The organism is Mycobacterium sp. (genome assembly GCF_049608025.1).
Lineage (GTDB): Bacteria > Actinomycetota > Actinomycetes > Mycobacteriales > Mycobacteriaceae > Mycobacterium.
In genome coordinates, this window is sequence record NZ_JBMYXC010000080.1 from 1 (window position 1) to 11801 (window position 11801).

Genomic DNA, 11801 nt, shown 5'->3' on the forward strand with positions numbered 1-11801 from the left:
CTACAACGAGAACGCCGTCTGGCTCGGCGATCGGGTTCACCGGCTGCCCGCCGTCCATGTGGAACGACCTCACGGACCGTGGGGCACCTGGATAGTGCGCGACGCCGACGGGTCGGGCCGGGTCGACGTGAGGTTCACGCCGACGGTCCGTTCTGAGATGCACGTCGGCCCCCACCGATCGCTGGCCGAGTATTACGCACCCTACGGCTGGTACGAAGGACGGATCCACACCGACGACGTCGACCTGTCGGTCGACGGTATGTTCGGGGTGGGTGAACAGAAGCTCATCCGCGTCTGAAGCAGCGAATCCCCACAGCTCCACCACATGAGCTGTGAAGCCCAGTTGTTGGGCGAAGAGCCGTGTCGAATCCTGCCCAGACCCTCTGGGGCGCGCCTGAGGATCGGCCCTGGGTTAATGGGTCATTTCACGGTGGCGATTCTCAATCTGGTCCATTCTTGGACTGTGGCCGCCGGGGTGAGGAATACGCGGCCGAGGCGGGTGCACCCGGTCGACGAGGTGCTGCCGATACCCAAGCTTGCGACCTACGGGTTCCAGCATGTGGTCGCCTTCTACGCGGGCGCCGTGCTTGTGCCCGTCCTGATCGCCGGCGCTATCGACCTACCGCACGAAGACCTGATCAAGCTGATTACCGCCGATCTGTTCACCTGCGGTATCGCCTCGATCATCCAGTCAGTCGGCGTCTGGAAGATCGGTGTGAGGCTGCCGCTACTGCAGGCTGTGACCTTTACCGCGGTGGCCCCTGTCATTGCCATCGGACTGGCACACGGCGGCGGCGCTCAGAGCTTGCTCTACGTGTACGGCGCCGTCATCGTGGCCGGCGTCTTCACGTTCGCCATCGCGCCGATCTTCGTCAAACTACTGCGGTTCTGCCCACCCGTCGTCACCGGCACGCTCATCACGATCATCGGACTGTCGCTGCTGCCGGTGGGCGCCGGCGAGGCTGTCACCAATCCACACACCCGGGAACACGACCCGACCAACATCCGGTGGCTGCTCTACGCGCTGGGCACCATCGTGATCATTGTCGCGATCCAGCGTCTCTTCCGAGGGTTTATCGCCTCCATCGCGGTGCTGCTGGGCTTGGCCATCGGCTGCGGCGCCGCCTACCTGCTGGGCGACATGGACTTTCACAAGGTAGCCAAAGCCAGTGCGGTCGGTTTTACCGAGCCGTTCCTCTTCGGACTGCCGAAGTTCGACATAGCCGCCTGCGCGACGATGATCATCATCTTGCTGATCACCGCGGTGGAGTCCACCGGTGCCACCATGGCTACCGGCGAGATCGTCGGCAGGCGGATCAAAGCCTCCGACATCGGTAAGGTGCTGCGCGCCGACGGTCTGGCCACCGTGATCGGCGGCATCTTCAACTCGTTCCCCTACACCGCGTTCTCGGAGAACGTCGGACTGGTGCGGCTGACCGGCGTCAAGAGCCGTTGGGTGGTGGCCGCCGCGGGCGTCATCATGATCATTCTGGGATTCCTGCCGAAAGTGGCTGCAGCAGTGGCGTCGATCCCCAATCCGGTGCTCGGCGGTGCGGCCCTCACCCTCTTCGCGACGGTGGCCGCCGTCGGTATCCAAACGCTAGGCAAGGTGGACTTCACCGACCATCGCAACCTGGTTATCGTGACCACCAGCCTGGCGCTGGCACTGTGGGTGACCAGCGATCCAGACGTCGCCAAGGCGTTGCCGGCGGGTGTCGACTTGCTCTTTGGCAACGGTATCTGTCTCGGCGCCGTCACCGCGATCCTGCTCAACATCGTCTTCTTTCACCTCGGCTGGCGGGGGTCGCGGGTAGCCGGCGACGGTGCTATCACCCTTGACGAGGTCAATGCGATGACTTCGAATCGGTTCGCCGAAGTGTTCGGCCACGTTGTTCAAGATGTGCCGTGGGCGATCGACCGGGCATACGAGCAGCGACCGTTCGCCGATACCGCGGCGCTGCGCGGGGCGTTTCAGGTTGCAGTATTCAGCGGATCCTCCGACCAGCAACTCGAGCTGATCCGGGCCTTCCCGGACCTCGGCGCCCAAGACGACAGCCCAGATTCCCCTGCTGTCGATCAGCTGGCGTTGTCCGACCTCCTCGAGGAGGACGACGATGGTGTGGTGCAACTGGCGAGCGCCTACCGCGAGCGCTTCGGATTCCCACTGGTGATCAGCGTCAGTGACACCGGGCGCTTCGACCAGCTGCTTCGCGACGGTTGGTCGCGGATGGACAACTCACCCGCTACCGAGAAGGCGTTCGCCCTAATTGAGATAGCCAAAATCGCCAGCTCCCGGTTGTCCGAGCTTGTGGCCAACGCGAACCCGATCGCGGCCCCGCAGTTTTCCCGGCCCGACGAACTGCGGTAGACGGAAGAGTTGGGAACGGTGGAATGTGCAGTGGCACTGAGGCTGAGGTACGACCCGGCCGCCGATGTTGTCCCGCTTAGGAGGAACGGTCATGACTGCCGACAACCCATCCACAGCCGCGATCTATCAGACCGGCACGATCAACTCCCTCGTTAACGCGGTGTACGACGGGGACCGGGACATCGCCTGGATGAGAAGCCGAGGCGATTTCGGGCTTGGCACTTTTGCGATGGTGGACGGCGAGCTGATCGTCTGCGATGGGACGTTCTACCGGGCTGACGCAAACGCCACTCTCAGCATTTCGGAGGAGGGCGACATATTGCCTTTCGCGGTGGTGAGCCATTTCACGCCCGAGCAAAGCTTCGATCTGTTCGACAAAGACTGTGCGGGTATCGACTATGCGGGCACCGCGGAGCATCTCGCCCGCTACTTTGTGTCGAAAAACTTCGTTTACACGATCAGGATCGATGGCTTGTTCAACAGCATGCGCATCAGAAGCGAAGAGTGCCAGCCCAGGACGTATCGCAAGCTGGCCGAGACCCTGCCCGATCTGCAGAGGACGTTCGAACGTGACGGCATCGAAGGCACGCTCGTCGGCGTCTGGTTTCCGGACTACCTGAGCCAGATCAACGTGGCCGGCTTCCACTTCCACTTTGTGGACCGGGAACGCGAAATCGGCGGGCATGTACTGGATTTCGAACTGGCCCGCGGACATGCGTCCATCCAAACCATCAAGAGCCTGCAGGTCGACCTGATCGATAACAACGAGTTCGCGCAAGCCGACCTGAGCGCCGACCCGGCCGGAGCGGTAAATCAGGTGGAGAGGCAATAGAAATGCTTCGGTCACGATCCAAAATCGTTGCCCAAGTAGGGCTTTGGATTCCCACTGATGATCAGCGTCGGTGATACCGAGCGCTTCGACCAGGCAGAGGAGGGCGCGGGAAAAAAGAGTAAAATCGAGTGGCCGAAAGCCGAAACCTCTGTGGCCGCTCGTAGCGACCGCGCGAACGCGGGGTCCGCGCCCTCACGATCAGCCTAAGCTCGTGGCGGCGATCACCGCAAGTTCCGCGCATGCACAAGCGACACCAGGCCCAGTTCGCGCCGCAGCACTGCCGGCGGCAGCAGACGGAAGCCGCGCACGCCCGGCCGCCCCGTGGCCGCCTGCACGATCTTGCGCGCAATCCGGAAATCCACGTCCTTGAGGACCCCCCGATCCGTTGTGGTGTCAAGCAGAGCCGACAACCCAGGAACTGCGAACGGGTTCGTCACGTCGAGCATGACGTTGGTGGCCGCGACGAGGTGGCGCGCTCGTTCCCGCGCCGGCAGCTCATGGAGAGCCGCCGCCGCCGCATCGATGCGGGTTGCAACACGTCCGACGAAGCGGCGCAGCCGATGCGGCCCCAGGGTCAGGGTGCCGGAGTGGGCGACCGACAGACCGAGGCAGTCGATCCGGTCGCGCCCAAGATAGGCGGGGTCCGCGGTGGAGGGTTGGCCATTTCCACTCAGTGCGGTACGAACCTCCTTGGCGAATTTCCGCTTGACACCCAGGTCGTCGACCAGCGAATCGATCCGTGCGTCTGCTTCGTGCAGCGCGTCGAGGTCTGGGTGAGCGACGATGAAGTCATCGTTGTATCGGGCGTAGAAGACACCGTCGATGGCACAGACCGCCTCGTCCATCGGTACTACTGCGAGGTTGCCCAGAATCGGGACGAGAGGGGTGCCCATCGCGACGCCGTAGAGCCGGGTGAACTGCGCGCCGTCCCGATCCCGTACGACGGGCCGCGCGAGGGAGGTGATGAGATTCCATGCGTTCGGTTCGATCTCGCCGTTCGGTCCGCCCAGCGCGGCGACCTCTCGCAGAATCCGCCATAGCGCCGCGTCCCGGCCGACTGGGAGATCGTCTCCGTAATGTTCGAAATCTGATTGCAGGACATATAGCGGCGGGCCTTTCACTCCGACTCGTTTGCGATGCGCGCGGACGAACCCGGCGAGGTTCCGCATGGCTCCCACATTCGTCAAACCCGGCAAGTAGGAATAGACGCCGGGGAGGCCGTAACAGCGCGCATTGTGCGAAAGAAGCTGAAAGAGGGCCGATCCGATGACGTGGTCGATGAAGGCAGGCATGTGGGCTGTGCGGCGCTTACCGTCGCTTTCCAGAATCCAGAGGTCCACCGGCTGTGGCCGGTATTCGCCGTTGGCCACACTGCGGGCGATCGCCCTCGAAAGGGCTTGCCGTTCGGTTGCGGTGCTGAAATAGGTGACCCCGCCGCCGGCCTCGCCGAATGCCAATCCGCGTTGACTCCTTTTCGTGAAAATCCGCAGGATGGTTTCCTCGTAGGTCTTCGGGTCGGTCAGCAGTCCCGCAATGTCGAGCGGCTCAGCCATTGGGCGCACTCCCCGCAGTCTGGATGATTCCCCAGCGGATATGCCAAGCCTTGACAATCCGCAGCCAACTTTCGAATAGCGCCGCCTCGGGTTCCGGCGGCAGGAGAAGGAGCAGACGCAACTTCCCTTCATGAAATATCGGCGTAAGCCAGCGCCCGGACAACGGAACGACGATGGCCCCGGCTTCAAGGCCTTTTATCGCCGTCGGTAAGGCGCCCGCCAGCACACTTTTTTTGAGGTTGCGCATGTCCGGTGTTCCTTCGAGCGCGTCCAGATCGAAGACGATGCCGTCGGCAAAAAGGGTACGAAACTTAGAGATCAGGATTTCGGGACTGTCGGGCTGCATCAGCACATCTGCAAGCGGCTGCGTCCATTTCTCGGCGACAAGCCGGTCGAGTGCCTCTCGGCCATTTCGTATGGGTCCCGGTAAGACTTTGCCGCGGCTCGCCGCACCGCCGGTGATCGCTTGAAGCGCCAGATGAGGTTGTGGCTGGTCCTCATCGTTGGAGGTTCGGGTGAAGTAGACGAGGGTCGTTGACGACCGGAACGAAAAATACCCCCTGCCGTCAAAGAGTTGCTGCATCAACTTCACCGCGGCCGATCTCTGCTGCGACGGAATCCATTCCGGGATCACGATGCTGCCGACGAGCAGCGGCCCCGGTTCCCGGGCCAGCGCTGCCATCCAGTCTCCCGTGGTCAGCAATGTCGGGAGGGGGGACTTGCGGTCCTGAAAATGCTGCAGGTTGATGAGAACGATGAGCACCGTGACCATGGCGGCCGTGATCTCGAGCAGATCGGAGGCGGGATGGACGTCGATCCACACCAGCCACAGCAACATCGCCAGCAACCCGACGGTTGCGATGAGTGTGCCGAAACGCTCTTCGGCGAACAAACGGATTTGGTAGATGCCGGCCACGCTGCGAACGATGAAGAGCGGCAGGAGCGCCAGTAGGAAGCTAATCGGTATTTTGTCCATGACGAACAAGCCGAGGGCAGCTGCGAGCGACCAGAAGAACACGGCGATGACCGGTGTCGTCCACAGCAGCCTGTGAAAGAACAAGAGCCGCAATTCGCGCAGCGCGGGATTGCGGCGCAGGCGGACGAAATCGAAATAGAAGAGCGCGGTGCCCTCGTATGCTCCGCGAAACAACGGTAGGACCAGATAGAAAAATTGAAAGGCGTCGATATCCCGCCAGGCCGAAACGCCCTCGGTGAGGTCGAGAGCACGAGTGTTGGTGCCATATATGCCAAGGATTGCCAGAACGATGACGGCGTCGAGGCGCAGGCTCAGTCCGGCCAGCGTTGTCTTGACGCCCAGCCAGAACGGGATCCGCGGGAGCAGCCGCCACGGGGTGCGAGTCAGTGCCCCGTATTTCGGCCGAAGGCCGATCAGCCGATAAACTCTGAGGGTGTAGTGAATTGTGATCCAGATGGCTATCGCATTCGACAGGATGATCGCAATGATGAGTGCGGCCGAGGGATATAAATAGATACCAATACCCAGCACGAGCATCTGGACCAGGGTCGGCGCGAACATTGACCAAAGAGGTCGGTAAATCCGCCGTGTTGCGTAGATGCCGGAGTGAAGCACGCGAACCGGAAAACGTACCCCGAGCTCGAGGAGCACGAGGACCGCATAAACGTGCCCAACCACGCCATGATCGGGCGGCAGCAAGATGTCCAGCGTGGCAACCAGGACGATCGTCAGAACCGATCCCACGACCACCGAGAGGACGAGCCAGCGGCCGATCTCGCGCTCGGCTGCCTCACGCTCACCGGACCGGGAGAACGCCCGCAGCCGCTCCCGCATGAGCTCGAGCAGCCCCCACCAGCCGCCGCTGATGATTAGACTGCCGACCCGCAGGACGATAACGGTAAACGCTGCCAGTCCGCCGAGGCTGGTGAGCAGGATCAGGAACTCGATGACGTGGACAACGAACCTCGACGTATCGAGCAGCAGCGAATAACGCAGCCGGTAGCGGAAGTATGCGAAGATCCTGCCGGTCAGGAGGCTCGTGTAGAGGGAGACTATGTTGTTCTCGCGGAGCGCCGTTCGCTTGAACCAGCGATCGATGTCGTTCACTGGGCAGGTCCGTTGCGGAGTTGCGCGATCACGGGGGAAACGTGGGGGACCATCGGATACCGGCCAATTCGAATGGCGATTCTGGTACCTTTCGCCGGCGATAGGTCAACGTTGACGCGAGTTGCGGAAAGCTGTGCACCGTCTTGCGTCAAGGCCGCACCGCGGTTGTCTCCCGCTCTACCTCGATGAGAAGAGTGCACCATGAAGCGAGGCGACGTAGCCGTATTCTCCATATCGGCTGGACTGTCGGCGATGGTGGTGGCGGCGGTCGCCTTCAGTTTGCTCGTCATCGATCGCTCGCCGGGTTCGACCCTGATCGGCCCCGGAAGCAGCACCTCGAGCCTGCTCATCGTGGCCTGGGGGCCCAATCTCTGCAAAGCCGCTCCGTTCACGCCGGGATGCGAAACCGGTCACGTTGACGAGATGGGGGAGACGTTCATTCTCCATGGGCTTTGGCCTCAACCGCCCGACGAACAGTTTTGCGCCGTACCCAAGCGGGTTGCCGATCGGGCCAGTGCGTTACAAGGTTCGGACATGCCTTCGGTGAAGCTGCCCGAGGACGTGCGAACGAACTTGGCGTCGGTGCTATCTGATGTCGCGATCATGGCGCCTCACGAGTGGTATCGGCATGGCACGTGTTCCGACGTCAAACCGGCGGTGTATTTCAGCGATGCCGCAACGCTCACCGACCAGGTCCGGACATTCCTCGATCCGGTATTCGCCGAAGCTCGGGGTGAGGTGTTGTCCCTCGATGCGGTTCGTGCGCAGTTCGACACCCGGTTCGGCGAGGGAGCAGGCAGTCGCGTGGGCCTCACCTGCCGCGACGTTGACGGGGAAGGGACCCTCCTTTTTGAGGTGCGGTTGTCCCTCCCGCCGGTGGCCGACCTTCGCGCTGCCGACGACACGTTGTCGCTGGGGGACTTGCTCGCCCAAGCCCCACCGTTATCAACGGAGTGTTCGCAGGGGCGCCTACTCTGAAGATGCGCTGAGGTTCAGCACCCGATCGGCGTAGGCGTCTGCGAAGTCCGATCAGCGCACCGGTACGTCGATGAGCACCAACACTTGTGAGCTAGAGCGAAAGCAGAGGTAAGACAATGGGTACCCCAACATTCATGATGTTCGATGCTGCGCCGAAGGCGTGCGCGCCCTACAGCCACGCCGTTGAGATCGACGGCTGGTTGTGGATCACCGGGCAGATGCCGAACTACGCTGATGACCACACCAAACCTCTTCCGGATGGCATCGAGGCTCAAACCCGAAACGTGATGGACAACCTGAAGATTGTGTTGGCAGAGTTGGGCGTCGGGCTTGAGAATGTTGTGCAATCACGGGGCTTCCTCACCGAGTTCACCCGCGACTACGCGAAATTCAACAGCGTGTACGAGTCCTACTTCGAACCCGGAAAGCTGCCTGCTCGGACGTGCATCGGCGTGACGGCGCTCGCGCTGGACGCGTTGGTCGAGGTCGACTTCGTCGCACGACGGCCACAGTAAGAGTCGCACGACGGCCACAGCGAGATCGGTAGCGGCGGCCTGAGGCCCCGCCGGGGCACTGCAGAATCTCTGGCGGGGCACTGCAGAGTCTCTGCCGGGGCACTGCAGAATCTCTGCCGGGGGCGGTGAAGAATGTGGAAGGGCGGCACGATGAACGCATTCGGCGAGGGCGCGGTCGCGACTGCGGTCGTGGCGCGCAGCGTGCGCCCTGATCGGGTCGAGGCCTATCAAGCCTGGCAGTCCGAGATAGACGAGGCCACCAACAGAAGTCCCGGCTTCATCGGAACTGAGACGATTCCGCCCGTCGCGGGCATCCACGACGATTGGGTGATCATCTTTCGGTTCGATTCCAAGGAAAACCTGGCACTGTGGATGCAGTCTGAGCAGCGCCGAGAATTACTTGAGCGCGGCAACGAACTTCTCGAAGCGCCCGCAGACGAACACACCATGGTCGGCGGCCAGCCGCCTGCGCACTCGGTCACCGTTGTTGCCAGCGCGACTCCCCATCCGGGGCGAGAATCGCAATTCCTGGCCACCGAGAAGGCGCTCGAAACAGCCGCGCGCTCCTTCGAGGGTTTCACCGGATACGAGCTTCTGGAACCCGCGCAAGAGACCGGTGGCGCATGGACCAGTCTTTATCGCTTCGTGGATTCGCGGCATGCCGACGAATGGCTGCGCTCGGAGACGCGTACCAAGCTGATGGAAAATCTCCACAAAGACGTGGAACAAAGCGCAATTAGGAAGGTGCCGAGCGCTTTCGGTAGCTGGTTCAGCTTCAATGAGGTAGACGGCGCGAACACGCCAAACTGGAAACAGTCGATGACCGTCCTGTTGATGCTCTACCCGACGATCATGTGCATCAACTATCTCACCTCCTACCTGGCGAAGATCGGTGTCCCGATGTTCGCGCAGACCTTTACCTCCAACGTTCTGAGCACCGTTGCCCTGGGGTTCGTCTTGATGCCCTTTGCGACACGAACCCTGAGTTTCTGGCTGAACCCCGACGTCTCGAGACGTATCACCATTCGCGGAACAATTCTCGTCGTCGCGCTCTACGCAGTGCTACTGGCCTTTTGGGCGCTCGTCACTCTGGGGTGGTAGAGAGGCCAGTCTGCCCGTTGGCTGTTGGGGCGCATAGCCTCAGGGTGGTGGTGAACAGGTAGGCAGCGGTGGCGTGGTTGCGCCAGCCGAGGCAAGAGCGGCCTTCGAATGCTTCAGGCCCAGAATGGGTTTCAGTTTCCGGTAGTCGTGTTCGAAGCGCTCAGCGCAGCTTGGCCGAACCCGCGAGTTCCTCAAGGAGTGGGTCATTGTGCGGCGCGAACGTCCAGTAGTCGGTGGGTTGTTTAGCGTTTGGTGGGCCCTCCTACGTGGCGGACATAGTAGATTTGAGGAACGGTCGGCGACGGCTCGGCGGGAGGTGCGCACCCTCGTTTGTCAGCATTGGAGTCGGCGCTGGCGAGTACATTGCGGTCAGGACGGGAGATGATCGGATATGGCCACATTGACGAGGCGGGCTGCGCTCGCCGTGCTCGCCACCGGGGGTGGCCTCCTGGGTCTGGGATACGTTTTACGCAACGTCATCGACCTGCCGTTCAGTCGCGCGGACGGCCCAGGGATGGGGGGTGTGGCCAGCGCAGAGATGAGCCAATACATGAACATGTTCAGACGACACGGCGAGCTCAGACGCAGTGTCGAGGACATTCCCGGGGGCGTGCGTACGACCACTGAGTCGAGCGCCCCCGATCTCGTCGCCGAGTTGCAGTCTCACGTGTCGGCGATGTTTTCCCATCTCGACCAGGGCGCCGAGGTGATGTGCATGAGCTCAAGCCTGCCCACGCTGTTCCGGCGCGCTCCTGACTATCAGCGCCAGCTGATATTCACCGCCAATGGCGTGGTCGTCGAGGAAACCGCGATTGATCCGGACCTGACCCGCACCATCCGTGAGCATGCGGGGGAGGTCACCGGTTTCGTCGTCGAAGGTATGCCGGCCATGATGCGCGGGATGATGGACGGCGGGATGATGGACGGCGGGATGATGGACGGCGGGATGATGGACGGTATGCATTCCTAATTCGGCCGACGTGTCCTAGTCGGGCGACCATGTTGCCGTCATCACGTCGGCGTTGCTCTGCTGACGGATCCGCAGTACCAAGACCGCGGCGAGCACCACAAACACTACGCGCCGCGACCGCTCTCGCGCCACAACGTCAATCCACCGACCCCTTCATCACCGAACCAACGGCGCACGAAGCAATAGCGTCCGGTACGCACCTGGCCGACATAGACAGCTTCGCCATTGCCCGCCCCTAACAGGCGGGCCGCCGCACACATCATCGAACGCGGCCTCGGCATCGCCGGCCACACCACCCCAGATAATCCTGTTTCTTATGGTGAGCTCGGTGCGACCAACAAACTTGGGGGACAGCGGGATACGCCCCCCAACGTGCTACAGATAAGCCTACACCGGTGCCGATGTCTGTCGGCCGAACAGCGGCCTGTGCGGTGGAAATCGCTGTCCCCCAATCGGGGGAAAACGCTTGCTGCGGTGTGGAAAAGCCACCCGGTGAATGGCGAAGCCAGCTACCGCCTGATTGCCTTGAACTTCCTGCACTGTTCGGTGAGTGCTACCTCGGTCGGCAGGCGCTCCATGGAACTCGCGCCATAGAAGCCATGACAGTTCTTCACGCGCTTCAACACGTACTCGGCATCTTCGGGCATGGCGACCGGGCCGCCGTGCACCAAAACGAGCGCGTCCGGTTTCTCACTGAGCGCAGCGGCGCCCCATTCGCTGGCCAGAGCCGCACAATCATCGAGGCTCCGCGCGGTATCTGCGCCGATGCTGCCACCGGTTGTGAGACCCATATGGCAGACGATGATGTCTGCGCCGGCTCGAGCCATCGCGATGGCATCGTCGCTGCTGAAGACATACGGGGTGGTCAACATGTCTTTGTGGCTTGCAAGCCCGATCAGGTCGACCTCTTGCGAATAGGACATGCCGGTTTCTTCGAGGTTCTGGCGAAAGACGCCGTCAATGAGTCCGACCGTCGGGAAGTTTTGTATCCCGGAGAAGCCGAGTTGTTTCAGATCATCGAGGTAGGCGTCGAAGATGCAGAAGGGATCCGTGCCATTGACTCCTGCCACAACGGGTGTGTTCCGAATAACAGGCAGTACTTCCTTTGCCATGTCGACGACGATCTCGTTGGCATTGCCGTAGGCCAGCAATCCGGACAGCGATCCGCGCCCGGCCATCCGGTATCGACCGGAGTTATAGATGACGATCAAGTCGATGCCACCGGCTTCTTCGCACTTGGCCGAGAGCCCGGTGCCTGCTCCGCCGCCGACGATCGGGATGCCTTCGGCCGCCATGCCGTGCAACCGCTGAAGGATCTTCTCCCGCGTGAAACCAGCCACGTTCACGCCGTTGCGAGTGAGTGATCTTTAGTGGTCACGCGACTCGCACCCCATCTCGGGG

At 62.0% G+C, this 11801-nt stretch carries 11 protein-coding genes; 7 read left to right on the forward strand and 4 right to left on the reverse strand.

The window, feature by feature from the left end:
- The 3 genes from ACPGXI_RS17015 to budA form a co-directional block, all read left to right on the forward strand.
- Positions 1–298 (forward strand): DUF2804 family protein (locus ACPGXI_RS17015; protein WP_526655034.1); only part of this gene is annotated, 298 nt, incomplete at its 5' end.
- Between the two features lie 165 nt (positions 299–463).
- On the forward strand, positions 464–2368 hold the full coding sequence (gene pbuX, locus ACPGXI_RS17020) for a PbuX/PucJ/PucK family nucleobase permease (protein WP_526655036.1): 1905 nt from the start codon (positions 464–466) through the stop codon (positions 2366–2368).
- A 91-nt stretch (positions 2369–2459) separates the two neighbouring features.
- A complete protein-coding gene (budA, locus tag ACPGXI_RS17025) occupies positions 2460–3200 on the forward strand; it encodes an acetolactate decarboxylase (RefSeq protein WP_526655038.1) in 741 nt (246 codons plus the stop codon).
- 221 nt (positions 3201–3421) lie between these two features.
- Here the strand turns inward: budA and ACPGXI_RS17030 are convergent, their stop codons facing one another.
- Together ACPGXI_RS17030 and ACPGXI_RS17035 are read right to left on the reverse strand one after the other, a co-directional pair.
- Positions 3422–4753 carry an RNA-dependent RNA polymerase family protein gene (locus tag ACPGXI_RS17030; protein ID WP_526655040.1) on the reverse strand — a complete coding sequence of 444 codons (1332 nt, stop codon included), beginning with the start codon at positions 4751–4753 and terminating at the stop codon, positions 3422–3424.
- Positions 4746–6836 carry a hypothetical protein gene (locus tag ACPGXI_RS17035; RefSeq protein WP_526655042.1) on the reverse strand — a complete coding sequence of 697 codons (2091 nt, stop codon included), beginning with the start codon at positions 6834–6836 and terminating at the stop codon, positions 4746–4748. Before ACPGXI_RS17035 ends, ACPGXI_RS17030 begins: the two co-directional genes overlap by 8 nt.
- A 201-nt stretch (positions 6837–7037) precedes the next feature.
- On the opposite strand from ACPGXI_RS17035, the gene ACPGXI_RS17040 reads away from it, so the two are divergent.
- The 4 genes from ACPGXI_RS17040 (at position 7038) to ACPGXI_RS17055 (ending at position 10400) form a co-directional block, all read left to right on the forward strand.
- A complete protein-coding gene (locus tag ACPGXI_RS17040; RefSeq protein ID WP_526655044.1) occupies positions 7038–7814 on the forward strand; it encodes a ribonuclease T2 family protein in 777 nt (258 codons plus the stop codon).
- 116 nt (positions 7815–7930) lie between these two features.
- Positions 7931–8329 carry a RidA family protein gene (locus tag ACPGXI_RS17045; RefSeq protein WP_526655046.1) on the forward strand — a complete coding sequence of 133 codons (399 nt, stop codon included), beginning with the start codon at positions 7931–7933 and terminating at the stop codon, positions 8327–8329.
- A gap of 150 nt (positions 8330–8479) precedes the next feature.
- On the forward strand, positions 8480–9430 hold the full coding sequence (locus tag ACPGXI_RS17050) for an antibiotic biosynthesis monooxygenase (protein WP_526655048.1): 951 nt from the start codon (positions 8480–8482) through the stop codon (positions 9428–9430).
- A gap of 391 nt (positions 9431–9821) precedes the next feature.
- On the forward strand, positions 9822–10400 hold the full coding sequence (locus tag ACPGXI_RS17055; RefSeq protein ID WP_526655050.1) for a hypothetical protein: 579 nt from the start codon (positions 9822–9824) through the stop codon (positions 10398–10400).
- A gap of 104 nt (positions 10401–10504) precedes the next feature.
- Here ACPGXI_RS17055 and ACPGXI_RS17060 read toward each other — a convergent pair whose 3' ends face one another.
- Together ACPGXI_RS17060 and ACPGXI_RS17065 are read right to left on the reverse strand one after the other, a co-directional pair.
- Complete coding sequence (locus ACPGXI_RS17060; protein ID WP_526655052.1) at positions 10505–10681, reverse strand: hypothetical protein; 177 nt, start codon at positions 10679–10681, stop codon at positions 10505–10507.
- A 228-nt stretch (positions 10682–10909) separates the two neighbouring features.
- Positions 10910–11746, reverse strand: a complete 837-nt coding sequence (locus ACPGXI_RS17065; RefSeq protein WP_526655054.1) for a phosphoenolpyruvate hydrolase family protein — start codon at positions 11744–11746, stop codon at positions 10910–10912.
- Positions 11747–11801 lie beyond the last annotated feature (55 nt).

Bases quoted from the DNA above. Each gene is read 5' to 3' on its own strand.
- ACPGXI_RS17060 (WP_526655052.1), bottom strand. From the start codon at position 10,681: ATGCCGAGGCCGCGTTCGATGATGTGTGCGGCGGCCCGCCTGTTAGGG.
- ACPGXI_RS17040 (WP_526655044.1), top strand. From the start codon at position 7,038: ATGAAGCGAGGCGACGTAGCCGTATTCTCCATATCGGCTGGACTGTCG.
- ACPGXI_RS17050 (WP_526655048.1), top strand. From the start codon at position 8,480: ATGAACGCATTCGGCGAGGGCGCGGTCGCGACTGCGGTCGTGGCGCGC.
- ACPGXI_RS17030 (WP_526655040.1), bottom strand. From the start codon at position 4,753: ATGGCTGAGCCGCTCGACATTGCGGGACTGCTGACCGACCCGAAGACC.
- ACPGXI_RS17055 (WP_526655050.1), top strand. From the start codon at position 9,822: ATGGCCACATTGACGAGGCGGGCTGCGCTCGCCGTGCTCGCCACCGGG.
- budA (WP_526655038.1), top strand. From the start codon at position 2,460: ATGACTGCCGACAACCCATCCACAGCCGCGATCTATCAGACCGGCACG.
- ACPGXI_RS17045 (WP_526655046.1), top strand. From the start codon at position 7,931: ATGGGTACCCCAACATTCATGATGTTCGATGCTGCGCCGAAGGCGTGC.